General features: G+C 68.7%; 29 protein-coding genes. 11 read left to right on the top strand and 18 right to left on the bottom strand.

Annotated features, from left to right (window positions below):
* Position 1 precedes the first annotated feature (1 nt).
* Genes VGD28_RS13930 through htpX form a run of 4 tightly spaced genes read right to left on the bottom strand, consistent with a single transcriptional unit; the run spans position 2 to position 4,674 of the window.
* Entirely contained in the window at positions 2-1,750 is a 1,749-nt protein-coding gene (locus tag VGD28_RS13930) for a heparinase II/III family protein (protein WP_331028949.1), read from the bottom strand.
* On the bottom strand, positions 1,747-2,406 hold the full coding sequence (rpe, locus tag VGD28_RS13935; protein ID WP_331028950.1) for a ribulose-phosphate 3-epimerase: 660 nt from the start codon (positions 2,404-2,406) through the stop codon (positions 1,747-1,749). The genes VGD28_RS13930 and rpe overlap by 4 nt, the downstream gene beginning before the upstream one ends.
* Positions 2,407-2,446: 40 nt before the next feature.
* Positions 2,447-3,703 carry an RsmB/NOP family class I SAM-dependent RNA methyltransferase gene (locus VGD28_RS13940; RefSeq protein ID WP_331028951.1) on the bottom strand — a complete coding sequence of 419 codons (1,257 nt, stop codon included), beginning with the start codon at positions 3,701-3,703 and terminating at the stop codon, positions 2,447-2,449.
* Positions 3,703-4,674: a zinc metalloprotease HtpX gene (gene htpX / locus VGD28_RS13945; protein ID WP_331028952.1), complete on the bottom strand. Its 972-nt coding sequence runs from the start codon at positions 4,672-4,674 to the stop codon at positions 3,703-3,705. The genes VGD28_RS13940 and htpX overlap by 1 nt, the downstream gene beginning before the upstream one ends.
* Before the next feature lie 66 nt (positions 4,675-4,740).
* Between htpX and VGD28_RS13950 the strand changes: the two genes are divergently transcribed.
* A complete protein-coding gene (locus tag VGD28_RS13950; protein WP_331028953.1) occupies positions 4,741-4,902 on the top strand; it encodes a DUF1674 domain-containing protein in 162 nt (53 codons plus the stop codon).
* Here the strand turns inward: VGD28_RS13950 and VGD28_RS13955 are convergent.
* From VGD28_RS13955 to VGD28_RS13995, 9 genes are read right to left on the bottom strand one after another with little or no spacing between them, the layout of a single operon-like run.
* Positions 4,899-5,429: a DUF1697 domain-containing protein gene (locus VGD28_RS13955; RefSeq protein ID WP_331028954.1), complete on the bottom strand. Its 531-nt coding sequence runs from the start codon at positions 5,427-5,429 to the stop codon at positions 4,899-4,901. The genes VGD28_RS13950 and VGD28_RS13955 overlap by 4 nt on opposite strands.
* On the bottom strand, positions 5,426-6,403 hold the full coding sequence (locus tag VGD28_RS13960) for an NAD(P)H-dependent glycerol-3-phosphate dehydrogenase (protein WP_331028955.1): 978 nt from the start codon (positions 6,401-6,403) through the stop codon (positions 5,426-5,428). The genes VGD28_RS13955 and VGD28_RS13960 overlap by 4 nt, the downstream gene beginning before the upstream one ends.
* Entirely contained in the window at positions 6,400-7,425 is a 1,026-nt protein-coding gene (gene tsaD, locus VGD28_RS13965) for a tRNA (adenosine(37)-N6)-threonylcarbamoyltransferase complex transferase subunit TsaD (RefSeq protein WP_331028956.1), read from the bottom strand. The genes VGD28_RS13960 and tsaD overlap by 4 nt, the downstream gene beginning before the upstream one ends.
* Positions 7,426-7,464: 39 nt before the next feature.
* Positions 7,465-7,815, bottom strand: coding sequence for a DUF1801 domain-containing protein (locus VGD28_RS13970; protein WP_331028957.1), 351 nt, complete (start codon positions 7,813-7,815; stop codon positions 7,465-7,467).
* 9 nt (positions 7,816-7,824) lie between these two features.
* Entirely contained in the window at positions 7,825-8,355 is a 531-nt protein-coding gene (locus tag VGD28_RS13975; RefSeq protein WP_331028958.1) for an SRPBCC family protein, read from the bottom strand.
* A 40-nt stretch (positions 8,356-8,395) separates the two neighbouring features.
* Positions 8,396-8,791, bottom strand: coding sequence for a VOC family protein (locus VGD28_RS13980; protein WP_331028959.1), 396 nt, complete (start codon positions 8,789-8,791; stop codon positions 8,396-8,398).
* Between the two features lie 3 nt (positions 8,792-8,794).
* Positions 8,795-9,160: a DUF1428 domain-containing protein gene (locus VGD28_RS13985; protein WP_331028960.1), complete on the bottom strand. Its 366-nt coding sequence runs from the start codon at positions 9,158-9,160 to the stop codon at positions 8,795-8,797.
* Complete coding sequence (locus VGD28_RS13990; RefSeq protein WP_331028961.1) at positions 9,157-9,489, bottom strand: metalloregulator ArsR/SmtB family transcription factor; 333 nt, start codon at positions 9,487-9,489, stop codon at positions 9,157-9,159. The genes VGD28_RS13985 and VGD28_RS13990 overlap by 4 nt, the downstream gene beginning before the upstream one ends.
* A 45-nt stretch (positions 9,490-9,534) precedes the next feature.
* On the bottom strand, positions 9,535-10,197 hold the full coding sequence (locus VGD28_RS13995; protein WP_331028962.1) for an MBL fold metallo-hydrolase: 663 nt from the start codon (positions 10,195-10,197) through the stop codon (positions 9,535-9,537).
* A 78-nt stretch (positions 10,198-10,275) separates the two neighbouring features.
* On the opposite strand from VGD28_RS13995, the gene pabB reads away from it, so the two are divergent.
* The 3 genes from pabB (at position 10,276) to msrA (ending at position 14,287) form a co-directional block, all read left to right on the top strand.
* Positions 10,276-12,039 (top strand): aminodeoxychorismate synthase component I, encoded by a 1,764-nt coding sequence (gene pabB / locus VGD28_RS14000; RefSeq protein ID WP_331028963.1) that lies wholly within the window; start codon positions 10,276-10,278, stop codon positions 12,037-12,039.
* 31 nt (positions 12,040-12,070) lie between these two features.
* Positions 12,071-13,270 (top strand): pyridoxal phosphate-dependent aminotransferase, encoded by a 1,200-nt coding sequence (locus VGD28_RS14005; RefSeq protein WP_331028964.1) that lies wholly within the window; start codon positions 12,071-12,073, stop codon positions 13,268-13,270.
* Positions 13,271-13,612: 342 nt separating this feature from the next.
* The gene (msrA, locus tag VGD28_RS14010; protein ID WP_414714502.1) at positions 13,613-14,287 is read left to right on the top strand and encodes a peptide-methionine (S)-S-oxide reductase MsrA; all 675 of its coding nucleotides are present in this window, start codon (positions 13,613-13,615) and stop codon (positions 14,285-14,287) included.
* Here the strand turns inward: msrA and VGD28_RS14015 are convergent.
* Positions 14,284-14,697: a DUF1489 domain-containing protein gene (locus VGD28_RS14015; protein ID WP_331028965.1), complete on the bottom strand. Its 414-nt coding sequence runs from the start codon at positions 14,695-14,697 to the stop codon at positions 14,284-14,286. The two genes, msrA and VGD28_RS14015, sit on opposite strands and share 4 nt — an antisense overlap.
* A gap of 31 nt (positions 14,698-14,728) precedes the next feature.
* Entirely contained in the window at positions 14,729-16,132 is a 1,404-nt protein-coding gene (mgtE, locus tag VGD28_RS14020; RefSeq protein WP_331028966.1) for a magnesium transporter, read from the bottom strand.
* A 146-nt stretch (positions 16,133-16,278) separates the two neighbouring features.
* Here mgtE and VGD28_RS14025 point away from each other — a divergent pair, with 146 nt between their 5' ends.
* The 5 genes from VGD28_RS14025 to VGD28_RS14045 all read left to right on the top strand — a co-directional run bounded on the left by VGD28_RS14025 (position 16,279) and on the right by VGD28_RS14045 (position 20,018).
* Complete coding sequence (locus VGD28_RS14025) at positions 16,279-16,737, top strand: peptidylprolyl isomerase (protein WP_331028967.1); 459 nt, start codon at positions 16,279-16,281, stop codon at positions 16,735-16,737.
* A gap of 63 nt (positions 16,738-16,800) precedes the next feature.
* Positions 16,801-17,412, top strand: a complete 612-nt coding sequence (locus VGD28_RS14030; protein WP_331028968.1) for an outer membrane lipoprotein carrier protein LolA — start codon at positions 16,801-16,803, stop codon at positions 17,410-17,412.
* Between the two features lie 337 nt (positions 17,413-17,749).
* Positions 17,750-18,535, top strand: coding sequence for an exodeoxyribonuclease III (locus VGD28_RS14035; protein WP_331028969.1), 786 nt, complete (start codon positions 17,750-17,752; stop codon positions 18,533-18,535).
* Positions 18,532-19,590: a GTP cyclohydrolase II gene (gene ribA, locus VGD28_RS14040; RefSeq protein WP_331028970.1), complete on the top strand. Its 1,059-nt coding sequence runs from the start codon at positions 18,532-18,534 to the stop codon at positions 19,588-19,590. The genes VGD28_RS14035 and ribA overlap by 4 nt, the downstream gene beginning before the upstream one ends.
* Entirely contained in the window at positions 19,590-20,018 is a 429-nt protein-coding gene (locus VGD28_RS14045; protein WP_331028971.1) for a hypothetical protein, read from the top strand. Before ribA ends, VGD28_RS14045 begins: the two co-directional genes overlap by 1 nt.
* Here VGD28_RS14045 and VGD28_RS14050 read toward each other — a convergent pair.
* Together VGD28_RS14050 and VGD28_RS14055 are read right to left on the bottom strand one after the other, a co-directional pair.
* A complete protein-coding gene (locus tag VGD28_RS14050) occupies positions 20,015-20,689 on the bottom strand; it encodes an HAD family phosphatase (protein ID WP_331028972.1) in 675 nt (224 codons plus the stop codon). The genes VGD28_RS14045 and VGD28_RS14050 overlap by 4 nt on opposite strands.
* Entirely contained in the window at positions 20,686-21,354 is a 669-nt protein-coding gene (locus VGD28_RS14055) for a YggS family pyridoxal phosphate-dependent enzyme (RefSeq protein WP_331028973.1), read from the bottom strand. Before VGD28_RS14055 ends, VGD28_RS14050 begins: the two co-directional genes overlap by 4 nt.
* 22 nt (positions 21,355-21,376) lie before the next feature.
* On the opposite strand from VGD28_RS14055, the gene VGD28_RS14060 reads away from it, so the two are divergent.
* Positions 21,377-21,928 (top strand): thiamine phosphate synthase, encoded by a 552-nt coding sequence (locus VGD28_RS14060; RefSeq protein WP_331028974.1) that lies wholly within the window; start codon positions 21,377-21,379, stop codon positions 21,926-21,928.
* Here VGD28_RS14060 and VGD28_RS14065 read toward each other — a convergent pair.
* On the bottom strand, positions 21,901-22,623 hold the full coding sequence (locus VGD28_RS14065) for a hypothetical protein (protein WP_331028975.1): 723 nt from the start codon (positions 22,621-22,623) through the stop codon (positions 21,901-21,903). The two genes, VGD28_RS14060 and VGD28_RS14065, sit on opposite strands and share 28 nt — an antisense overlap.
* Before the next feature lie 196 nt (positions 22,624-22,819).
* Between VGD28_RS14065 and VGD28_RS14070 the strand changes: the two genes are divergently transcribed.
* Positions 22,820-23,269 (top strand): DUF3576 domain-containing protein, encoded by a 450-nt coding sequence (locus tag VGD28_RS14070; protein ID WP_331028976.1) that lies wholly within the window; start codon positions 22,820-22,822, stop codon positions 23,267-23,269.
* Positions 23,270-23,282: the final 13 nt, after the last annotated feature.

Genomic DNA, 23,282 nt, shown 5'->3' on the forward strand with positions numbered 1-23,282 from the left:
GCTAACGCGCCCTGTGGAAGAGCCAGGAGACGCTGGTGCCGCCCGCGGGCGACTCGCCGGTGAGCACAAGCTGCTGGGTTTCCCGCGGAATCCCGCGGCCGTCGACCCACACGCTCTCCTCGATCCCGAGCGCGGCACCATTGGCGCGGAATTGCCAGGCCGCGCCCGAAGGCGTGCGCAACAGTGCGCCCGCACCATCGGCGGTCGGCGAGACCTGTACGCCCGGATGCAGGTGGAAGCGGACGGCGAAGGGGATCGCCCCGGCCTTCTTGCGCCGCCCGGCCGGGGTCAGGCTGTCCTCGCCGCGCACGTCGCGCCCATCGGCACCGAGCGCGATGCGGCGGCGATGGACCACGCCGTGGCGGCGGACATAGCCGTCATGGCTGGCCTCGATCCGGCTGGCGGTGTCGGTCTCCTGCCGGCTCAGCTCCATTTCGCCGACCCCGCGGCCGAGCGTGCCGTCGGGATGGATCGCGGTCGAATTGCTGTTGTCCACCACCAGCGTCGAATGGGCAGCGGTGGTGCGAAGCCCCTCGGCGAGGTTGGCGGGCAGGCGCAGGTCCGCGCCGCGCGCGCCCCCGCAGCTGACCACGATCCGGTCGGGACCGTCGGAGAACTCGAAGGCGAGCGTCGAGGCGCAGCCGCCCTCCATCACCCGCGCGATCGGCGGGGGCGCCGCGTCCATGATCACGACGGTGCGCTGCTGGGCGAGGCGCTGATAACCCCATTCCAGCGCCTGGCGCAGCGGGCGGACCCGCGCGCCGGTCGCGGCGACGATCTCGCCCAGCGTATCCCCATCGACCGGCACGCCGCCCTGCCAGCTCGCGAGCCCGCGATCGCCATGGCACACGCCGAGCAGCGCCGAGACCATCCGGGTGAGCGCACGGCTCTGCACCTCGGGCGGATCGAGCCGGCGTGCGGCATAGGTCTCGCGCAGCAGCGTGAGCAGCATGATCGCATCGAGCAGCGCCGCCGGCGAACGGCCGCTGATCCCGCCATCCTCGCTCGTCGAAATCGCGAGCGCGCGGGCAAGGCCGGCCTCGCCAAAGGCGCGGCGCGGATCGCCGCCGGGGATCATCAGCCCGGCTGCGAGCACCCCGCACCACGCGGCGATGCGCGGCGCGCCGGGGGCAACGCGATCGGCATTGCGATCGAGATGCCGCGCGCCGCGCGCCAGCGTATGCAGCACCTTCGAGCGATAGACGAGGTCGGTGCTGGAGAGGATCAGCGGCGCATGCGCGGTCCAGAACAGGATCCGGCGGCCCCACAGGTCCGCGCGCCATGCCGGATCGGTGACCTTGTCGGCATGCACGTCCAGCCATTTGCGCATCAGCGCCTCGGCAACCGGCGCAGCCCCGGCGCGGGTGGTGACGGTCGAGAGGTCGCGCAGCCAGGCGAAGCTGTGGAAATAGTCGCCGAACGGCCTGGACCATGCGGGCCTGGCCGGATCGAGCGCGGCCAAGGCGTGGTTCTCGCCGCGGAACGAGAGCCTGCCGTCGAGCAGCGCGTTGCCGCGCGCCGGATCGCCGAGAAAGGGATCGTCGGCGACCGCGATCAGCTTGAGCGGATAGCGTCCCTTGAGCCGCAGCCCGTAGAGCGGGGTGCGCCAGGTGAGGCGGTGGAAATGCTCGGACAGCCGGTCGGCGAGCGAGAGGCCGCGGTCGCCGCCGATCCGGATCAGCCGCCGTCCCTGCTCGACTTCGCCGGCGTCAGGCGCTTCGGCGGCGCGATCGTCGTCGGGCGCCTTCACCCCGCGCGCAGTGCCCGGATATTGTCGGCATAGGCCGCCGGGCCGCCCTTGAACGCCGCGGTGCCGGCGACCAGCACGTCCGCGCCGGCGGCGATGACGCGCGCCGCATTGCCCTGATCGACCCCGCCATCGACCTCGAGGTCGATGTGGCGGCCGCTGGCATCGATCCTGGCGCGCAATGCCGAGATCTTGGCAAGCTGGCTCTCGATGAACTTCTGCCCGCCGAAACCGGGATTGACGCTCATCACCAGGATCAGGTCGACCAGATCCATGACATGATCGACCGTGTCGACCGGCGTGGCGGGATTGAGCACCACCCCGGCGCGCTTGCCGAGGCCCTTGATCGTCTGGAGCGTGCGGTGGAGATGCGGCCCGCTCTCCGGGTGCACCGACAGGCAATCGGCGCCGGCGTCGGCGAACGCCTGGAGCATCGGATCGACCGGCGCGATCATCAGATGGACGTCGAACGGCTTGGCACTATGCGGGCGAAGCGCCTTGATCACCGCCGGGCCGATCGTGATGTTGGGCACGAAATGCCCGTCCATCACGTCGATATGGATCCAGTCGGCACCTGCTTCGTCGATCGCGCGCACCTCCTCCCCCAGTCTGGCGAAGTCGGCGGACAGGATCGAGGGCGCGATGCGGACGGCGGTCATGCCAAGCCTTTATCACCTCCCGAATCGCCCGCAACCCGCATCAGGAAACGCGCATGAGCCTGGCCATGAAAAAGCCGTCGAGGCCGCCTTGTTCCACGAGCATGCCGGGAAGCGTGCGCAACCAGCCGCGCTCATGGGCAACCAGCCCCTCGGGAAGCTCGTCGGCGAGAACGCGGTCGATCGCGAACTCGGGATGCTCGGCCAGGAAGCGCTCGATCTGGCGCTCGCCCTCCTCGGGCTCGAGCGAGCAGGTGGCGTAGACCAGCAGCCCGCCGGGGCGCACCCAGCGCGCGGCGCGGGGGAGAAGCTGCGCCTGGAGCTCGGCCATCTCGGCGATGACGCGCGGGCGGACGCGGTGGAGCACGTCGGGGTGTCGGCGGAAGATGCCGGTGGCGCTGCACGGTGCATCGAGCAGCACGGCATCGGCCTCGAACCCCGGCTCCCATGTCAGCAGGTCGGCGGTGACGATCGTGGCCGGCAGGCCGGTGCGGGCAAGATTCTCCGAAAGTCGCGCCAGACGACTTTCCGAGATGTCGATCGCGGTGACGTCCCATCCCGACGCCGCCAGCTGGAGCGTCTTGCCCCCGGGCGCGGCGCACAGGTCGAGCGCGCGGCCGGTCCCGCCGGCGAGCAGGCGCGCCGGAAGCGAGGCAGCGAGATCCTGCACCCACCATGCGCCCTCGGCATAGCCGGGAAGCTCCGGAACAGGCGTGTGGCCGGTGACGCGCAGATGGCCGGGGAGCAGGCTTTCGCCGCGCAGGCCGGCGACTTCGGCGTGCAGCGTCAGGTCGAGCGGCGGCGGCGCGGCGATGGCGGCCGCGGCGGCAGCGGCGACACGCTCGCCCCAATTGCCGGCGATGCGGGCATGGACGTGATCCGGGAGCGAGGGGCTATCGGGCAGCGTCGCGCCCTTGCGGCTGAGCGCACCGAACACGCCATGGACCAGCTTGCGCGGTCCGCCGTCGACCAGCGGCAGCGCGGTGGAGATCGCCGCATGCGGCGGGGTGCCGAGGCGAAGCGCCTGAGCGAGGGCAATGCGCAGCACGAAGCGCGCCTTGGCGTCATCGGGCAGGCGCTGGCGCGTGGCGCTGTCGATCAGTTCATCGAGATCGGCGAGCCAGCGCAGCACCTCAGCGGCAATGGCATGGGCAAGGCCGCGATCGGGCGGCGCGAGCCCGGCCGTGGAGGCGTCGAGCGCCTGCTCGACGGCGAGGCCGCGGCGCAGCACCGCGTCGAGCAGGCGCAGCGCGGCGCGGCGTGCCGGGACGCCGGGCGGATCGGACGGAGGACGGCCCACTAGCTGCGCCGGTTCGGATCGAGCGCGCTGGAACGGCGCGGCACTGGCTTGATGCCGAGCGCCGATGGGCGAGCGGCTGACGAAGTTGACAGATTCGCAGGGTTTTCGCCGAACCTGTCAAGCGGGGCGCTCTGGCCCATTTCCTTGGCAATCGCTTCCAGCGCCGCGATACGATTGCCGGTGTCCGGGTGAGTCGAGAACAGGCTGTCGCCGCGGCGGGCGAGGCCGGGGACGATATAGAGCTGCGCCGCCGCCGGCACGCGCTCGGCGACCGGATTGGGCACCGCCGCCGCGCCGCGCGCGAGCTTGGCGAGGGCCGAGGCGAGCGCACGCGGGTTGCCGGAGATCTCCGCGCCGCCGCGGTCGGCGCCATATTCCCGCGTTCGGCTGATCGCCATCTGCACGATCATCGCGGCAAAGGGCGCGACGATCACCGCCAGCAGCGTCGCCACCATCGCGCCGCGATTATCGCCATTGCCGCGGAAGAACATGCCGAAATTGGCGAGCATCGAGATGGCGCCGGCGATCGTCGCGACCATCGTCATGATCAGCGTGTCGCGGTTGCGGACATGCGCCAGCTCATGCGCCATCACGCCGGCGATCTCGTCGCGGTTCAGCATGTCGAGCAGCCCGGTGGTCGCCGCGACCGCCGCATTCTCCGGGTTGCGGCCAGTGGCGAAGGCGTTGGGATGGGGCGAATCGATCACATAGACCTTGGGCATCGGCAGCGCGGCGCGCTGGGCGAGGCCGGCGACGAGGCTGTAGAATTCGGGCGCGCTCGCCGCATCGACCTGGCGAGCGCCATGCATCGACAGCACGATCTTGTCGGCGTTCCAGTAGGTGAAGAGGTTCATCCCCACCGCGACCAGCAGCGCGATGATCATCCCGCCGCGCCCGCCGATGGTGAAGCCCAGCGCCATGAACAGCGCCGTCAGCGCCGCCAGCAGCATCGTCGTCTTGAAACCGTTCACTTGATCCGCTCCTTCGCAGGCACAATGTGGGGGATCAGCGCCGTTGCTTCAATCAAGGATCGACCCATGGGCAAGCGCCCCGATCATGTGAAACCGCCCGCCTATCTCTCAAAGAGCCCGCCGGTGCCCAGGCCCGAGCCGGGCAAGAAGGCGGAAACCGATCCGCTGGGCGAGGATCCCACGCGCTATGGCGACTGGGAGCGCAAGGGGATCGCGGTCGACTTCTAAAGCGCGTCGCGTATCTTGAGCACCGTGTTCCAGTTGCGCGCGGTGTTGACCGGATCGAGCTTGGCCTTGCTCATCGCCGGGTGAAGGGTCGAGCGTCCCTGGCCGTCGGGAAAATCGATATAGAGCTCGCGTCCCTCGGCGTGCATCCGCTCGGGGCCGTCATGGCTCGCCGCGAGGCTCGCCACCGCCGCGGAGTCGACGGGCTTGCGATGGAAGCTGACGACGACGAAGCTGGGGCGCTCGGCCGTCGCATCAGGGAAGGGGTCGGCAGCAGCCACCGCCTTCATCTCCTCGGGCGAGCGCACGAAGATCTCGGACTTGAGGCCGGTCGCCTTGAAGAGGGCGTCGTGGAGCTTGCGTTCGAGCGCCGAAGCATCCGTCTCATCCGCAGTGAAGACGACATTGCCCGAGGCGAGCAGGGTCTTGACGTCCGTGAAGCCCAGGCCCTCGACCGCCGCCTTCAGCTCGGCCGATTTGAGCTGCCGCTTGCCGAGGTTGATCCCGCGCAGCATCGCCGCCCATCTCATGCATGCTCCTCCCGCAGCGGACGGCTGAGCAGCGCATCCACCACCTTGCCGACCGGCGTGCCCTCGAGCAACGCGCAGACTGCGTCCGTGACCGGCATATCGACCCCCGCGGCACGCGCCGCCTCGCGCAGCACCGGCGCAGTGGCAGCCCCTTCCGCAACGGTGCGGCGGTCGGCGAGCAGTTCGGCGGCGCTGCGGCCCTGGCCCAGCCCGACGCCAAGCGAAAAATTGCGCGAGTTGGTCGAGGAGCAGGTCAAGACGAGATCGCCCAGCCCCGACAGGCCCGCCAGCGTCTCCGGCCGTCCGCCGCGCGCGACGCCGAAGCGCGTCATTTCGGCAAAGCCGCGCGCGATCAGCGCGGCGCGGGCGTTGAGGCCGAGCCCCGCGCCCTCGACCACGCCACAGGCGATGGCGAGCACGTTCTTGACCGCGCCGCCGATCTCCGCGCCGGCCACGTCGGACGAGCCATAGGTGCGGAAGGCCGGGCCGGCGAGCCGCTCGGCGAGGCGATCGCGCAATCCTTCCTCTTCGCAGGCGAGGGTCACAGCAGTGGGGAGGCCCTTGGCCACCTCATGCGCGAAGGTCGGCCCGGACAGCACGGCAACGGGGGCATCGGGATGCAGCTCGCGCGCGACTTCCGCCACCAGCTTCTGCGTGCCCGCCTCGATCCCCTTGGCGCACAGCACCAGCGGGCGGCCCGCAACGGGGGTTCGGGTGAGGACCGAGCGGAGGAACTGGGCGGGAACGACAATCAGCAGCGCCTCGGCGTCCGCCAGATCGGCGAGATCGCCGGTGGCGCGGATCGAACGGGAGAGCGGCACGCCGGGGAGGAACAGGCTGTTCTCATGGGCGGCGTTGACCGACGCCGTGACGTCATCCTCACGCGCCCACAGCGTGACCGGCTCGCCGCCGCGCGCGGCGACCTGCGCCAGAGCGGTGCCCCATGCGCCGCCGCCGATGACTGCCAATCTCATGCCTTCACCCCCGCTCCCCTGACCTTTTCCGCATCCGGATCGAGCGGCCAGCGCGGGCGCGCGGGCAGATCGAGCGGATCGGTGAGCCCGAGCGCGAACCGCTCGGCCCCGGCCCAGGCGATCATGGCGGCATTGTCGGTGCAGAGCCAGAGGGGCGGGGCGATGAACGGCAGGCCCTGCTCCGCCGCCAGCGCGGTGAGAGCGGTGCGCACCGCGCTATTGGCGGCGACCCCGCCCGCGACGACGAGCGCCGTCGCCTGCGGCGCCTTGGCGAGCGCGATGCGCGTGCGATCGATCAGGCAATCGACCACCGCCTGCTGAAACGAGGCGGCGAGATCGGCGGGAGCGAACTTGCCGACTTTCCGCGCGACGTCGCTTTTCAGGCCGGCGAATGAGAAATGCGGCTCGCCGGAGCCGACCAATGGCCGCGGCAGCGGAACGGCGCGGGGATCACCCGCCAACGCTGCGCGCTCGACCGCCGGGCCGCCGGGGAAGCCGAGGCCCAGGAGCTTGGCGGTCTTGTCGAACGCCTCGCCTGCGGCGTCATCGATCGTGGTGGCGAGGCGGCGATAGCGGCCCACGCCCTCGACCAGCAGCAGCTGACAATGCCCGCCCGAGACGAGCAGCAGCAGATAGGGGAAGGCGAGGTCCGGCTCGGCGAGCCGCGGCGAGAGCGCGTGCCCTTCGAGATGATTGACCGCCACCAGCGGCTTGTTCGCGGCATGCGCCAGCGCCTTGCCGGTGACCAGCCCCACCATCACCCCGCCGATCAGCCCGGGACCCGCGGTGGCGGCGATGGCATCGACATCGGCGAGGCGCACCTTCGCCTCGTCCAGCGCCGCTTCGATCAGCGGGCCGAGCGCCTCGACATGCGCGCGCGCAGCGATTTCGGGCACCACGCCACCATAGGGGCGATGCGCCTCATCCTGGCGGGCGAGGCGGTGCGCGAGGATCTCACGATCGCCCGTCACCAGCGCGGCGGCGGTTTCGTCACAACTCGATTCGAGGCCGAGGATCAGCATGGGGCCGATCTAGGGAGTCGCGAGCAGCTTGTCGAAGGCTCAGCGATTCGCGTCCTTTCTGGAAACCAGGGCTAGCTTCTCGACGAGCGCGTCCGGGATCGGGCGGCTCGGCGAGAAGGTGACGCCGGTCTTGGTCGACTTGAGCCCGGCAGCGGCGATATCGTCGGCATGCGACGCGATGGCCGAAGGCGGGAGATAGAGGCCGCATTGCCTGCTGAACGCGGCATAGCCCGCGACGAGGGATTGTCCGATCCTGAAGCCCGGCATGTTATAGGCGATGACCTCCTCCGCGTCAGGCAGCGCGTGCGCAAGTTGCGCGCGCAATCGCACCAGCAGCGGGCGGAGGTCTTCAGGCGCCTCGGCGATATAGGCATCGTGGTCAGCAACCATGGCCGAAGCTCAAGACTGGGCGACCGCCGCCGCCACCTTCGCCTCCGACTGCACGTGGAGCGCCCAGAAGTCGCGCACCGGCTCGCCCTTGAGCAGGCCTTCGAGCACGGCGAGGTGCGAGTGCCAGCCGCCGCCGAAATTGGCCATCGGGCCAGGGCCGGTGATGCCGCTATGCGTGAGGACGAGCCGCGTCTTGCCGTTCCCGGCATCAGACAGTTCGAAGCGCGCCACGCCCTCCTTGCCCTCGTCCCAGCTGATCGCGAAGACGCGCGGCGGGTCGAACTCGACCACCTTCTCGCGCCCGACCGCGCCTTTGTATTTCGCATATTGCTCGGGATAGGGGACATCGTCGGCGGAGAGCTCGTCATGGTCGAACACCAGCTCGACCGTCTCTCCTGCGGCCGTGGCGTCAGTTCCGGCGGAGAACCATTTGCGGCGCAGCTCCGCCTTGGTGAGGTAGCGCCACACGGTTTCGGGGTCGGCGTCGAGGATGCGCACCATGCGCAGCGTGTCGGGGGCGAGGACTTCCATATCGCACATCGGATTCACTCCGTGATGCAAGGGGCCGGGGAGGAGTGGGCTATTGCAGGTTGAGCTGCCAGGAGATGCCGAAGCGGTCGCTGACCCAGCCGAAACGCGTGCTCCAGCCGTAATTGTCCGCGGGCATCAGCACGCTTCCGCCTTCGGACAGCGTCTCGAACAGCCGATCGAACTCGGCCGCGTTCGCACATTCGACGAAGAAGGACCAGGAAGGGGTGAAATCGAAGCCGTGCGTGACGAAACTGTCGTGCACCATCACGCTCTGGCCGGCGATCGTCGCATAGCCGCGCAGCACGGTGTCTTCGGGGCCTGGGCCTTCGGCACCGAACCGCTCGAGCGTGTTGATGCGGCTGTCGGGGACATGCTCGGCGTAGAAGCTCAAGGCCGCTTCGGCCTTGCCGCCCTGGAACATGAGGAAGGGGGTCGCCTTCGCCATCGGTCAGGCTCCCCTCTCGTCGACGATCGGCGTGAAACCGCCGTAGATCATGCGTTTGGGGTCCATGAGGTTCATCTCCTCGGGCACCTGCTCCATCCGCGGATCGGCGGCGACGGCATCGTTGCCCTTGTCGCGCGCTTCCTTCGACGGCCATTCGATGAAGGAGAAGACGACGGTCTCGTCCTCCTTGGCCTGCACCGCGCGGTAGAAATCGGTGACCTCGCCCTTGGGCACGTCGTCGCCCCAATTCTCGATCACGCGAAGCGCGCCGTGATCGGCGAAGATCTTCGCCACGCGCGACGCCATCGCACGGAACCGCTCGCGGTTCGCGGTGGGAACGGCGAGCACGAAGCCGTCGATATAGGTCATTGCGCCTCTCCTTTGGGGATGCTGCGAAGCAGGACTTCGAGATGGTCGAGCCGGGCGTTCCAGAGGCGCGCCCATTGCTGCAGCCATTGATTGGCCTCGGCGAGCGGTTCGGGCCGAAGCGTGCAGATCTGGGTGCGGCCGGCCTTGCGCCGCGCGATCAGGCCGGCGCGCTCGAGCACATGGACGTGCTTCGCGGCGCCCGCGAAGCTCATCGCATAGGGCTGGGCAAGCTCGCCGATCGATTTCTCGCCGAGCGCGAGGCTGGCGAGCATGCCGCGGCGCGTGGGGTCGGCGAGCGCGTGAAAGGTGGCGTCGAGTCGTTCAACCATATGGTTGAGTTACGACCTTGGCGCCGCAATTGTCAACCAAACGGTTTAACTTTTCGCGAGCACCGAATCCGCGACGAAGGGGTTGGTGCGGCGTTCCTGCGCGAAATTGCTCGGCTGGCCGTGGCCGGGGACGAACACGGTGTCGCCGCCCAAGGGCCAGAGCTTGCCGGTGATCGCATCGAGCAGGTCCTGGTGATTGCCCATCGGGAAATCGGTGCGGCCGATCGATCCCTGGAACAGCACGTCGCCGACGATGGCGAGCTTCGACGGCGGGTGGTGGAACACGACATGGCCCGGCGTGTGGCCGGGGCAGTGATAGACGTCGAGCGTGAGGTTGCCGACGGTCACGGTGTCGCCATCGACCAGCCAGCGGTCGGGCTCGAACGGCTTGCCGTCGATGCCGTATTTGCGGCCGTCATCGTCGAGGCGGCTGATCCAGAAGCGATCCGCCTCGTGCGGGCCCTCGATCGGCACGCCCAGCTCCTTCGCCAGCATCCCGGCCTGGCCGCAATGGTCGATATGGCCATGGGTGATCAGCAGCTTCTCGATCGTGACGCCATGTTGCTGCGCCGCGGCCTTTAGCCGATCGAGGTCGCCGCCGGGATCGGTGAAGGCGCCGCGCATCGTCTGCGTGCACCAGATCAGCGTGCTGTTCTGCTGGAGCGGCGTGACCGGCACGATCGCGGCGCGGAGGGGAGGGGTGCTCATGCCCCGCGAGATAGGCTGGCAAAGGAGCAGCGGCAACTGAGGGTTGCGATGCGGCGCGCGGGACTGCAAGGCGGGCCGATGCTTGGACCGGCCCCCTTCGTGCTGCTCGACGATGCCCGGCCCGGCGGCGCCGATGCGCGGCTGTACCGCAATCCGGTGCGGATCGTGACGGCGGATCGTCCTGAAGCGGTGCAGCCGGCTCTCGACGCGCTCGATGCGGCGCGCGCGGAGGGGCTGCATGCGGCGGGCTATCTGACTTACGAGGCCGGGCATGCGCTGGAGCCGAAGCTGGCGGCGCCAGCCACTTCCGGGCCTTTATTGTGGTTCGGACTGTTTGCCGGGTACGAAACCGTCCCGGCGGATGACGTGCCCGCGCTGCTGCCCGACCCCGCCGGGGCCTGGGTCGGGCGGCCGCGGCCGGGGATCAGCCGTGCCGATTATGACGCCGCTTTCGCCCGCGTGCACGACTGGATCGAGGCGGGGGACATCTATCAGGCCAATCTGAGCTTTCGCGCAGCGGTGCGCGTGCTGGGCGATCCGCTGGCGGCCTATGCCGCGATCCGGGTGCGCGCCGCGGCAGGCTATGGCGGGATCGTCTGGACAGGTGCGGACTGGCTGCTGTCCTTCTCCCCCGAATTGTTCTTCGCACTGCGTGAGGGCGAGCTGATCGCGCGGCCGATGAAGGGGACGACGCCGCGCGGTGCGACGCCGGAGGAGGACGAGTCGGCCAAGGCCATGCTGGCGGTCGATCCCAAGCAACGCGCCGAGAATCTGATGATCGTCGATCTGATGCGCAACGACCTGACGCGCATCGCCGCGCCCGGGAGCGTCAAGGTGCCCGAACTGTTCAAGGTCGAGACCTATCCGACGCTGCACACGATGGTCTCGACCGTCTCGGCACGGCTGGCCAAGGACACCAGCATCGGCGACGTGCTGGCGGCCGCCTTTCCGTGCGGATCGATCACCGGCGCGCCCAAGATCCGCGCGATGGAAGTGATCGGCGCGGTCGAGCCGGATGCGCGCGGGCCGTACACCGGATCGATCGGGCGGATCGACGCGAATGGCGACGCCGCGTTCAACGTCGCGATCCGCACGCTGCACTTGCCTGGCGGCGGCGAAACCGCGAGCATCGGCCTGGGATCGGGCGTGGTGGCGGACTCGCGCGCCGGGGAAGAATGGGACGAGTGCCTGGCCAAGGGCGCGTTCCTGACACGGGGGCAGCGGCAGGTGGACCTGATCGAGACGATGGCGTTCGACCCGGCGGAGGGGATCCCGCTGCTCGAACGCCACCTGGCGCGGCTGAAGGCGAGCGCGGAGGCGCTGGGCTTCGCGTTCGACCGGCACGCCGCGCGCAACGAGCTGCAGGCGGCGACCTTCCGGCTGCGCGGCCCCGCCCGCGTGCGCCTATTGCTGTCGCGCGCCGGCAATGTCGCGATCGGGACGGCGCCGATGCCGCCCGCGCCCGGGGGGCCGGTGACGGTGGCGATCCTCCCGCGCCAAGTTGCGCCGCGCGACTTCCGGCTTGCCCACAAGACCAGCGATCGTGCCGTCTATCCACGCAGCGAAGAGACGTTCGAGACGCTCTATGTCGACCCGCAAGGCTACCTCACCGAGGGCAGCTTCACCTCGATCTTCGTGGAGCGCGACGGCAGGCTGCTGACCCCGCCGCTCAGCCGCGGCGTTCTGCCCGGCGTGCTTCGCGCCGAGCTGATCGAGAGCGGCCGCGCGGTCGAGGCGGAGCTGACGCCGGACGATCTGAGGGGCGGCTTCTTCATCGGCAATGCCCTGCGCGGACTGGTTTCCGCGGTTACGGTTGCGAAACACGCCGTGCCGGACCTATAGGGCGCGCGTTCCTCCAGACAGGCGACCATCCATGCAGACCTCCGCCGCGCTCAACCGTATCCAGCCCTCCGCCACGCTCGCGATGACGAGCCGCGTGTTCGAGCTGAAACGGCAGGGCGTGGACGTGATCGGCCTGGGCGCGGGCGAGCCCGATTTCGACACGCCGGACTTCGTCAAGGAAGCGGCGATCGAGGCGATCCGCAAGGGCGTGACCAAGTACACGAACGTCGATGGCACGCCCGAGCTCAAGGCCGCGATCGTCGGCAAGTTCGCGCGCGACAACGGCCTCACCTATGCCGAGAACCAGATCAGTGTGAATTCGGGCGGCAAGCACACCTTGTTCAACGCCTTCTGCGCGACGATCGACGCGGGCGACGAGGTCGTCATCCCCGCGCCCTATTGGGTGAGCTATCCCGACGTGGTGGAGTTCGCGGGCGGCAAGCCGGTGTTCATCGCCGCGGGCGCCGAGCAGAACTACAAGATCAAGCCCGAGCAGCTCGAGGCGGCGATCACCGCGAAGACCAAGTGGGTCGTGCTCAACTCGCCGTCCAACCCGACCGGCGCCGCGTACAGCGCGGCCGAGCTGCGCGCGCTGGGCGAGGTGCTCGAGCGGCATCCGCATGTGCTGATCTATGCCGACGACATGTACGAGCACATCCTGTACGACGGCTTCGAGTTCGCGACGATCGCGCAGGTCTGCCCGTCGCTGCTCGATCGCACGCTGACAGCGAACGGCGTGTCCAAGGCCTATGCCATGACCGGCTGGCGCATCGGCTATGCCGGCGGGCCGCTATGGCTGATCAAGGCGATGGGCAAGCTCCAGTCGCAGTCGACCAGCAACCCGTGCAGCGTGTCGCAGGCCGCGTCGGTGGCCGCGCTCAACGGCGACCAGTCGTTCCTCAAGGATCGCGCCGCCGCCTTCCAGAAGCGCCGCGATCTGGTCGTGTCGATGCTGAACCAGATCAACGGCATGAACTGCCCGCGGCCCGAAGGCGCCTTCTATGTCTATCCCGAGTTCAGCCAGCTGATAGGCAAGACCACGCCCAAGGGGCTGGTGATCGACACCGACGAGACGATGGTCGGCTATCTGCTCGACGACGCCAAGGTGGCGGCGGTGCATGGCGGCGCGTTCGGCTTCTCGCCCGCGCTGCGCATCAGCTACGCCACCAGCGAGGACGTGCTGACCGAGGCGTGCGGCCGCATCCAGGAAGCGTGCGCGGCGCTGCGTTAGGTTGAGGCGCCGTGTGCACGGCGCGCGGCACCGGCCCGCTCCCCACCCGGCCACCCATAGAATGCACTGTCGTTGGGTGGCCGGGTGGGGGAGCGGGCCGGTGCCGCAACCTGAACGATGAATTACGCCGCAGCCAGCGCCCGTTCATCGCGATGAAGTAGAACTTCTCTTGGAATTTCGGGCGGCGATCCCATCTCCGCCTCAACCCAAGACAAAGGGCAATGTGATGCTTACGGTTTTGAAGTCGCAGTTCCTGCGGCGCTTTCTGGCCGGCTTCTCGCTCGGCGCGATCGGCATGGTCGCGCTCAATATCGAGCGCGTCGCCGCAACCCCCTTCTTCTGATGCGGATCGCCGCCCTCGCGCTTGCGGGGCTGGCAAGCCTGGGGTTCATGTCCGTCGCTGGCCTGACCCCGCCGATCGCGCCGGCCAGGGCCGAGAAGGCGATCGCGATTCCCCCCTCCACCATTGATGTTGCACCCGCGCCCGGCGATCAGGTCGCCGTCCTCGCGGGCGGCTGCTTCTGGGGCGTCGAAGCGGTGTTCGAGAGCGTGAAAGGCGTGCGCGCCGTGACCAGCGGCTATGCCGGTGGTAGCAAGGCGACCGCGACCTACGATCAGGTTTCTACCGAACGCACCGGGCACGCCGAGGCCGTGCGCATCGTCTACGACCCGCGCGTGGTGAGCTATGCCACGCTGCTGCGCATCTATTTCGCGGTCGCGCATGATCCCACGCAGCTGAACCGGCAAGGGCCGGATATCGGCCCAAGCTATCGTTCGGCGATCTTCCCGCAGAATGCGGGGCAGGCGCGGGTGGCGCGGGCGTATATCGCGCAGCTCGGCAAGGCGGGGGCCTATGGCAAGCCGATCGTGACCAGGGTCGAGCAGGGCCAGTTCCATCTCGCCGAGGCCGCGCATCAGGACTTCGCGCGGCGAAATCCTAACCATCCGTATATCGTGCGCTGGGACAAGCCCAAGATCGCGGCGTTCCGTGCGGCGTTTCCGTCGCTCGCGCGCTAGACGATCCCGAGTTCGGCCAGCTTTCCTGCCAGCTCGGGCGGAAGTGACGCCATGTCGCCGGTGCCGAGATCGGGCGGCGCGTCCTTGCCTTCGAGGTAGCGCCAGCCCTGATGTGCGCGTTTCGGGCGCGGCTGGACCAGGATCAGCTCGGGCGCGAGATGGATCGCGACTCGCCCGCCTTCGGCCTCGCCGAAGCGCAGGATCGGCGAGCGCCCGACGAGCTGGTGCTTGATGATCCAGAACAGCGATCCGCTCTCGACGCCCTCGGAAGCGATCTCCTCGTGGCGTTTGGGCAGATAGCGCGTCGTCAGGAACGCCGTGGGGCCGTGCGCGGCGCGCAGCGCCAGGCGCTCGCGCAGATAGTCGATGCTGTCGCAGCCATAAGCGACCTTGGTGAGATGAAGCGGCATCACGGCGATCTGGGCGCAAAGCGCCGCAGGTTCAACCGGCAAGCCCGCTCGCGCTGGCGAGGCCGAGGAAGACGAGGAAGCCCATCGAATCGGTGGTCATCGTCACGAACACCGATGAGGCGACCGCAGGATCGGCACGCAGCCGGGCAAGCGTCAGCGGCACCAGCACGCCGGCGCAGCCTGCGATGACGATATTGGCGAGCATCGCGGTGGCGATCACCGTGCCGAGAAGCACATTCTGGAAGACGAGGCCGACCCCGCTCCCGAGCACTGCAGCGATGGTGAGGCCGTTCAGCAATGCCACCTGGATCTCACGCCGGATCGCGCGCCAGGTGTTGGATTCGGTCAACTGGTTGGTGGCGAGCGCGCGCACCGTCACGGCCATGGTCTGGGTGCCGGCGTTGCCGCCGACGCCCGCGACGATCGGCATCAGCGCGGCGAGCGTCACCATCCTGGCGATCGTGCCCTCGAACATGCCGATGATCGTCGCAGCGACCATCGCGGTGCCGAGATTCGCGATCAGCCAGCGCACGCGCACCTTGTACGAATCGACCACGGGCTCGTTGATGTCGCCTTCGCCCGCGCCTGACAGCAGCAGCGCGTCCTCGCCCGCTTCCTCGGAGATGATGTGGACCACATCGTCCACCGTGATCATGCCGACCAGCCGCCCGCTGTCGTCGACCACCGCGGCGGAGATCAGCGCGTATTTCTGGAAGATCAGCGCGACTTCCTCCTGGTCCATCCCGACCGGGATCAACGTCTGCTCGCGCTTCATGACGTCACCGATCCCCACCGCGCGCGGGGTGCGAAGGATCCACGACAGCGCGCAGGTGCCGACCGGCTTGTGCGCGGGATCGACGACGAAGATCTCCCAGAAATCGGTCGCCAGCTCCTCGTCGCCGCGCAGATAGTCGAGCACGTCGCCGACGCTCCAATGCTCGGGCACCGCGATCAGCTCGCGCTGCATCAGGCGGCCGGCGGATTCCTCGGGATAGGAGAGCGCTTCCTCGATCGCGGCGCGATCGTCGGGGTCGAGCGCACGCAGCACCGCGCGCTGATCCTCCTCCTCCATGTCCTCGATGATCGCGACGGCGTCGTCGGTATCGAGCTCGGCGGCGATGTCGGCGACCTCGTGCGGGTCGAGCGCATCGATCAGCTCGTCGCGCACCCAGTCGTTCATCTCGGCGAGCACGTCGCCGTCGATCAGCCCGGCGATGGCGGCGGCGAGCGCATGGCGCTGCTCGCCCGGCGTCAGCTCGACCAGATCGGCGATATCGGCGGGATGAAGCGGCTCGACTTTCTCGCGCGCCGCCTCGACCTCGCCGGCTTCGACCAGATCGAGCACGTTGCGGACGAAATCGGGGCTGAGATGATCGTGCGAGTCGCGCGCGCTGCTTTCGGGCGCGGTCTGGGTGGTGTCGGTCTCGTCGGTCATCGAGCCTTCCCCTGCTTCGCGCCTGCGCCCCCTCTAACGCGCTCGAATCGCGCTGCCAATCCGGGGTGACGCGCACCCCGATTTGCAACCGGGCGTGCTTGTGCCTAGGTGACGCGCAACCAGTATCCTTTGGAGTTGTAGTTCAAATGGCCGACCTTCCCAGCCGCCTCGTGATGACGCTCGACACCGGCGACGTGCACATCAAGCTTCGTCCCGATCTTGCGCCCCAGCATGTCGAGCGGATCGCCAAGCTGGCCGACAGCGGCTTCTATGACGGCGTGGTGTTCCATCGCGTGATCGACGGCTTCATGGCGCAGGGCGGCGACCCGACCGGCACGGGCATGAGCGGATCGAAGGAGCCGAACCTTCCCGCCGAGTTCAGCCGCGAGCCGCATGTCCGCGGCGTCTGCTCGATGGCGCGCACCAACGATCCCAACAGCGCCAACTCGCAGTTCTTCATCTGCCTCGACGACGCGACCTTCCTCGACGGCCAATACACCGTGTGGGGCGAGGTGACCGAGGGCATGGAGCATGTCGACGCGCTGCCCAAGGGCGAGCCGCCGCGCACCCCCGGCAAGATCGTCAAGGCGCGCAGCGAGGCCTGACACGCCGGTTCACGGGACATTCAAGGCGGAACCGACAGAGGCTTGGATATGTTTGGCAAATCCATGATTATCCGGCCTCTGGCGGTCGCCGCCGCACTTACCGTCACCCTGCCCGCCACTGCGCAGCAGCAGGGCACGCTCGCCCAGGTCCAGCAGCATCTGCGCGCCGCACAGACCATGACCGCGGCGTTTGCGCAGACCGACCGGGCAGGCAAGACGCTCACCGGCACGCTCACCCTCAAGAAGCCGGGCAAGGTCCGCTTCCAATATGAGAAGGGCGTGCCGCTGCTGATCGTCGGCGACGGCAGCTCGCTGTGGTTCATCGACTATTCGGTGAAGCAGGTATCGCGCTGGCCGGTCAAGAATTCGCCGCTCGGCATACTGCTCAACCCGGATCAGGACATTTCGCGCTTCGCCAAGGTGATCCCGACCGGCAACCCCGATGTCGTCAGCATCGAGGCGCACGATCCCAAGCGGCCCGAATATGGCCGGCTGACGATGGTGTTCGCGCGCAACGCGGCGGCACCGGGCGGGCTGATGCTCCAGGGCTGGGTGGCGCTCGACAGCCAGAACAACCGCACCACCGTCCGCCTCACCAACCAGCGCTTCAACGCGCCGGTCAGCGACGGAGCGTTCCGCTGGAACGACCCGCGGAACCGCGGCGGGCGCCGCTGACATCTCCATTCATGTTGGCGACAGCTTCGGCGCGCTAACACCCATAGTGCGGACGGGGCTTTCGGGATTTTTCCCCCTGTTGCCCGAAGCCACCCTGTCCCGCCTGCGTGACGAACGCCAGGTCGGCCCTCGCTCCATGCCCCCGGAGCGGGGGCCTTTGGCGTTTTTGGGCTGGCCGCTTCGCGGCTCGGCACCGGCCCGCTCCCCCACCCGGCCACCCATCGAAGATACCTTGAAGTGGGTGGCCCGGTGGGGAGCGGGCCGGTGCCGCCAGCGCCGTCAGGCGCAGAATGACTCTCTGGCGCAGCGCGGCTTCCCCGACTACATCCCCGATCGCATGAAGATCGCGTCCTGGAACATCAACTCCGTCCGCTTCCGCATGGAGATCGTCGAGAAATTCCTCCGCGAGGAGGCGCCCGATATCTTGTGCCTTCAGGAAACCAAGGTGATCGACGGGGATTTCCCCCACGCCCCGCTGCGCGCGCTGGGCTATGACCACATCATCATCCACGGCCAGCGCATGCACCACGGCGTCGCCATCGTCAGCCGCGTGCCCGTCACCGAGGACGACCGGCTGGACTGGCAGGCGAACGGCGAGGCGCGGCATGTCGGCGTGCGGCTGCCCAATGGCGTGCGGCTCGAGAATGTCTATGTGCCGGCCGGCGGGGATATCCCCGACCGCGAGGTGAACCCCAAATTCGGCCAGAAGCTCGATTTCGTCGAGCGCATGACGCGCTGGTCCGAAGGGTTGGGCGATCTGCCCGTGATCGTGACCGGCGATTTCAACATCGCGCCGCTGGAATGCGACGTGTGGAGCCACAAGCAACTGCTCAGCGTCGTCAGCCACACCCCGGTCGAGGTCGAGGCGCTGGCTCGGCTTCAGGCAGCGAACGACTGGGTCGATCTTGGCCGCCATTTCATCCCCGCGCCGGAGCGCTGCTTCACCTGGTGGAGCTACCGCGCCAGGGACTGGGCAGCATCCGATCGCGGCCGCCGGCTCGATCATATGTGGGCGAGCCGCGACGTCGCGGCGAAGGCGACCGCGCATCGCGTGTGCGAGCCATGCCGCGGCTGGCTCAAGCCGTCGGACCATGTCCCGATCGTCACCGAGTTCGACTTTTGAGCGATCCGCGCGCCGTCGCCCGCGCGATCGACGCGCTGCGCCGCGGATGGCCGATCGCGATCCGCGGCGAGGCCGGCACGCTGGCGCTGCTGGCGATCGAGACCGCCGATGCCGAACGTCTCGCCGCGTTCGATCCGGCATGGACCGCGCCGGTGCTGCTCTCGGCCGGCCGTGCGGCGACGCTCAAGCTCGCCAATCAGCGCGACGCCGCGACGCCCGATGCGCCGGTCGCGGTCGAACGCGCGCCCTGGCTCGATTTCGACGGCGCAGTCGCTCTCGCGGATCCGCAATTCGACCTGGCGACTCCGCTGAAGGGGCCGTTCCGCGCAATTTCGGTGCCCGCGACCGATGCCGCCGCCGCGGCGCTGCGGCTTGCCCGGATCGCGGGGCTGGTGCCTGCCTTCTTCGTGCGCCCGGATGAAGCGGCGGACGCGATCACCCCTGCCGATATCGATGCGCACGAGGATCCGGTGCGGCTGCGCATCGTCACGCGCGCCCGGCTGCCGGTGGCGGGCGCCGAGGACACCGAGATCGTCGCCTTCCGCACGCCCGAATCGCCCGACGAGCATGTCGCGCTGCTGATCGGCCAGCCCAATGGCCAGCCGCCGCTGGTGCGGCTGCACAGCGAATGCCTGACCGGCGACGTGCTGGGCAGCCTCAAATGCGATTGCGGGCCTCAGCTCCAGGCCGCGATCCACGCCATCGCCGACAGTGGCTGGGGCGTCCTCCTCTATCTGCGGCAGGAGGGGCGCGGGATCGGCCTGATCAACAAGCTGCGCGCCTATGCCCTGCAGGATCAGGGGTTCGATACGGTCGACGCCAATACGCGGCTGGGATTCGCCGTGGACGCGCGCGATTTCGGCGTGGCCGGGCGAATGCTCGGGCTGCTCGGGCAGGATCGCGTCCGGCTGCTGACCAACAACCCTGCAAAGGTCGCGAGCCTCGAAGCGGCGGGGATCGCCGTCGCGGAGCGCGTCCCCCACAGGCTCCCGCCCAATCCCCACAATGAACGCTACCTCGCCACCAAGCGCGACCGCACCGGGCACCAGCTCTAGTGCGCTACTATCTGGATGCCGAGTTCAACGGGTTCGGCGGAGCGCTGATCGCGCTGGCGCTGGCACCGGAGGATGGGAGCGCGCCTTTCTATGCTGCGCTCGACTGCCCCGATCCGACTCCCTGGGTGGCAACACATGTCCTCCCCGTGCTCGGCACCACACCGGTGACGCGCGAGGCACTGGGCAGCGCGCTCGCCACCTTTCTCGCCGGTGATCCCGATCCGGTGGTGATCGCCGACTGGCCCGAGGATATCGCCCATGCCGCAATGGCGCTGATCGCGCGACCGGGATACCGCCACCCGGTCGCGCGGATCACCTTCGAGCTGTGCGATGCGCCGGGATTCGATGCCGCATCCGCCAGCGCGGTGCCGCACAACGCGCTGGCGGATGCCATCGCGCTGCGCGAATTCATGCTCTCGCACAGCTAAGCCAGCAGCCGGGCGACCTCGCCGAAATCATGCGCGATGTCGTGGACGCCGATCGCGCGCAGCCGCTCGTCATGCCCGACGCCGCAATGGCTCCCCGCGCACAGGCCGATGACATGCGCGCCCGAGGCGACCGCCCCGGTCGCGCCGACCGGCGAATCCTCGAGAATCGCGCAGCGAGTGATGTCGACGCCGAGCGCATCAGCCGCGTGGAGATAGATGTCCGGCGCCGGCTTGCCGCGCGTCACATGCTCGCGGCCGCTGAAGATACGGCCCTCGAACGCATCGCGGATGCCGAGATGGTCGAGATGCCCGTTGATCCACGACGTCCTGCTCGATGAGGCGATCGCGCGCGGAAGCTCCTCGGGAAGCGAGCGGACGAAGGCGACCGCGCCGACTACCGCCTCGATCCCTTCCTCGAGCGCGCGCTGGTCCTCGACAGCGCGTGCCGCGTAGAAGTCCTCCGTCAACGGGCGGCCGATCCAGCGCTCGATCGCGTCGAGAAACTCGCGGCCCGACAGCCCCATGAAATTGGCCATCGACTCTTCCGGCGTGGTTGGATGCCCGATTCCCGTGAGATATTCGGCGACCTGCTTGTTGCCGGCATATTCGCTTTCCAGCAGCACACCGTCGAAATCGAAGATCAGCGCGTCGAAACGGATCGGCAGGCTCATGCACGCATTCCGAACAGGGCAGTTCCGACGCGGACATGCGTGGCGCCGAGCGTGACCGCGGCCTCGAAATCGTCCGACATGCCCATGCTGAGGCCGGTGACGTCATGGTCGCGGGCGAGCTTGGCCAGCAGCGCGAAGTAGGGCGCCGCGTCGACCCCGAAGGGCGGGACGGCCATCAACCCGGCAACCGGCAGGGCGGCAGCGCGCGCCTCGCCGAGCAGCGCCGGAAGGTCGGCGACCGCGCAGCCGCCCTTTTGCGGTTCGTCCCCGATATTGACCTGGATGAAGCAGGGCGGGCGCCGGCCCGCCTTGTCCATCGCTCTGGCGAGCGCGGTGACGAGCGAAGGGCGGTCCACCGAATGGATCGCGTCGAACAGCGCCACGGCGTCTTCCGCCTTGTTCGACTGGAGCTGGCCGACGAGGTGAAGTGCGATCCCCGGCGTCTCCTCACGCAGCGCCGGCCATTTGACCGCGGCCTCCTGCACGCGATTCTCGCCGAACACGCGCTGGCCCGCAACGATCAGCGGGCGGATCGCATCACCCTCGTGCGTCTTGGAGATGGCGATGAGCGTGACGTCATCCGGATCGCGGCGCGCGATCTTCGCGGCGCGGGCGATTCGGTCACGGATGGCGGAAAGGCGCGAGTCAGCGGTGTCGGATGCCATGGGCGCGGCTATAGGAGGGGCGATGCGCCGCCGCCACCCCTCCCTTGCCACGGAATTGCCCCGGCGCTGGCTGATGACCGACGAGCGGCTGGGGGAAGGGCTTTGGGACGCCCTTGCCGCATTACCAAAGGGGTCGGGCGTGATCCTGCGCCACTATGCGCTGCCGCCGCCCGAACGCCGCGCGCTGTTCGCACGGGTGGCGCGACTCACGCGGCGGCGGAACTTGATGCTGGTCGTCGCCGGCACGGACCGGCTGGGTCATGCGCCTGCCCATGGCCGTCACCGCAGCGCCCTGACCGCACCGGTTCATTCGCGGCGCGAGGCGATCGCGGCGATTCGGAACGGCGCAGCGATGCTGTTCGTCTCGCCGGTGCATCCGACCCGCTCGCACCCGGGCGCGCGGACGCTCGGACCCGCACGGCTCGGATTCCTGATTCGCGGACTGAACGCTCCCGTCATCGCTCTCGGCGGAATGAACGAACGCCGCTGGCGCGCGCTCAGGCCGCTAGGCGTTCATGGCTGGGCGGGTATCGACGCCTGGGCGGATCAGAAACGGATCGCGGTGCCGACATAGACCGCCTGGCTGTCGCGGCGGTTGTCGGTCAGCTGCGGCAGGCGGTTCTCTTCGGACTTGTAGCGCACGCCCGCGGTCAGATCGAGGTTGCGGGTCAGCGAATAGGAGCCCCCGACATCGATCGAATAGCTGGGATCGGCCGCGATCAGGCGCGGCGCACCGTCAAGCGGACGCTCGGCTCCGGCCTTGATCCGGCCCGACGCGCGCTTTCCGGTATAGCTAAGACCCAGATCGACCGCTTCGCGGCTGCCGGGCTGGCCTGCCAGATCAAGCTTGGAGAGATCGCCCGAGACGGCGAAGCGCTTCCACCCCACCGAAACGCCCAGATTATACGCGATCGGCTGGAGCGTGACGGCGGCGGGCGCCGCTGCACCGCGATCCGCCAGCGCGGCAGCCGGACGCGCGGTCCGTGCGCGCACCGCGACGGTGACGCTGCGGCCGGTCGCACGCGCCGAATCGGCCGGCGTGAACCGGAAGCCGCTGCCGCTCAGGCCGCTACGCGCAAGGACTGCAGCAAGCTTGGGATCTGCGGCGGCAGGAGTGAAGGTGCCAATGCTGCCGATCGACGTGGCGCGCTTCGCAGTGGCGATTCGCTGCTGCGGCGCGGTTTGTGCGAGAAGCGCAGGCGCGACGACCAAGCCGGCTGCGCCCAGCGCGCCGATCCCGAAGCCAGTCATGAGTCGCCGAACGCTCATTTCATCCCCTACCGTGACTCAGCGCCTACCATGATTCCGCCGCAATGTTCCACCGCCGGAATCGCTTTTCGTCATATGTGTTGCACAAGGCGCACATAGGGGGCCTCGAGAGGCGCACGGCGGCTTGCGCTTGCGGCGGGCGCATGACGATCTATAGATGCTCGCCACCCTTAGAGTTTCCCATAGGAAGATGCCGATGAACCGCCTGTTGCGCACCGCGATCCTGGGCAGCGTTGCCCTGAGCCTCACGGCTCCGCTCGCCGCATGCGGCGGCGGCAAGGATCGCCCCCGCGCGGATCTCGCCGCGTCGAAGGTGACCACGATCGGCGTCAACGCCTATCTGTGGCGCGCGGCGCTCGACACCGTTTCGTTTGCGCCGATCATGCAGACCGACTCGAACGGCGGCGTGATCGTCACCGACTGGTATGTGAACCCGAACCTCCAGACCGAGCGGACCAAGCTGACGGTGGCGATCCTCGACCAGGATCTTCGCGCCGATGCGCTTCGCGTCAGCGCGCAGCGTCAGGTGAACCGGAACGGCCAGTGGGTCGATTCGCCGGTCGAGGCGTCCACGGTGCAGAAGATCGAGGATATCATCCTGACCCGCGCCCGCGACCTGCGCCGCGCGGCGATCGTCGAGGATTAAGGAAGGGCGGGAT

The sequence above is a fragment of the Sphingomonas sp. genome (assembly GCF_036402235.1).
Classification (GTDB): Bacteria; Pseudomonadota; Alphaproteobacteria; order Sphingomonadales; family Sphingomonadaceae; genus Sphingomonas.

Coding starts and splice junctions, on each gene's coding strand:
- VGD28_RS14065 (WP_331028975.1), bottom strand. CDS start 22,623: ATGAGCGTTCGGCGACTCATGACTGGCTTCGGGATCGGCGCGCTGGGC.
- VGD28_RS14005 (WP_331028964.1), top strand. CDS start 12,071: ATGCAGACCTCCGCCGCGCTCAACCGTATCCAGCCCTCCGCCACGCTC.
- VGD28_RS13950 (WP_331028953.1), top strand. CDS start 4,741: ATGGGCAAGCGCCCCGATCATGTGAAACCGCCCGCCTATCTCTCAAAG.
- tsaD (WP_331028956.1), bottom strand. CDS start 7,425: ATGCTGATCCTCGGCCTCGAATCGAGTTGTGACGAAACCGCCGCCGCG.
- VGD28_RS13970 (WP_331028957.1), bottom strand. CDS start 7,815: ATGGTTGCTGACCACGATGCCTATATCGCCGAGGCGCCTGAAGACCTC.
- VGD28_RS14050 (WP_331028972.1), bottom strand. CDS start 20,689: ATGAGCCTGCCGATCCGTTTCGACGCGCTGATCTTCGATTTCGACGGT.
- VGD28_RS13995 (WP_331028962.1), bottom strand. CDS start 10,197: ATGAGCACCCCTCCCCTCCGCGCCGCGATCGTGCCGGTCACGCCGCTC.
- pabB (WP_331028963.1), top strand. CDS start 10,276: ATGCTTGGACCGGCCCCCTTCGTGCTGCTCGACGATGCCCGGCCCGGC.
- VGD28_RS13960 (WP_331028955.1), bottom strand. CDS start 6,403: ATGAGATTGGCAGTCATCGGCGGCGGCGCATGGGGCACCGCTCTGGCG.
- VGD28_RS13985 (WP_331028960.1), bottom strand. CDS start 9,160: ATGACCTATATCGACGGCTTCGTGCTCGCCGTTCCCACCGCGAACCGC.
- VGD28_RS14055 (WP_331028973.1), bottom strand. CDS start 21,354: ATGGCATCCGACACCGCTGACTCGCGCCTTTCCGCCATCCGTGACCGA.
- mgtE (WP_331028966.1), bottom strand. CDS start 16,132: ATGACCGACGAGACCGACACCACCCAGACCGCGCCCGAAAGCAGCGCG.
- VGD28_RS13990 (WP_331028961.1), bottom strand. CDS start 9,489: ATGGTTGAACGACTCGACGCCACCTTTCACGCGCTCGCCGACCCCACG.
- VGD28_RS14025 (WP_331028967.1), top strand. CDS start 16,279: ATGGCCGACCTTCCCAGCCGCCTCGTGATGACGCTCGACACCGGCGAC.
- VGD28_RS13975 (WP_331028958.1), bottom strand. CDS start 8,355: ATGTGCGATATGGAAGTCCTCGCCCCCGACACGCTGCGCATGGTGCGC.
- VGD28_RS13955 (WP_331028954.1), bottom strand. CDS start 5,429: ATGAGATGGGCGGCGATGCTGCGCGGGATCAACCTCGGCAAGCGGCAG.
- VGD28_RS14060 (WP_331028974.1), top strand. CDS start 21,377: ATGCGCCGCCGCCACCCCTCCCTTGCCACGGAATTGCCCCGGCGCTGG.
- VGD28_RS13980 (WP_331028959.1), bottom strand. CDS start 8,791: ATGGCGAAGGCGACCCCCTTCCTCATGTTCCAGGGCGGCAAGGCCGAA.
- VGD28_RS14030 (WP_331028968.1), top strand. CDS start 16,801: ATGATTATCCGGCCTCTGGCGGTCGCCGCCGCACTTACCGTCACCCTG.
- msrA (WP_414714502.1), top strand. CDS start 13,613: ATGCGGATCGCCGCCCTCGCGCTTGCGGGGCTGGCAAGCCTGGGGTTC.
- rpe (WP_331028950.1), bottom strand. CDS start 2,406: ATGACCGCCGTCCGCATCGCGCCCTCGATCCTGTCCGCCGACTTCGCC.
- VGD28_RS14015 (WP_331028965.1), bottom strand. CDS start 14,697: ATGCCGCTTCATCTCACCAAGGTCGCTTATGGCTGCGACAGCATCGAC.
- VGD28_RS14070 (WP_331028976.1), top strand. CDS start 22,820: ATGAACCGCCTGTTGCGCACCGCGATCCTGGGCAGCGTTGCCCTGAGC.
- VGD28_RS14035 (WP_331028969.1), top strand. CDS start 17,750: ATGAAGATCGCGTCCTGGAACATCAACTCCGTCCGCTTCCGCATGGAG.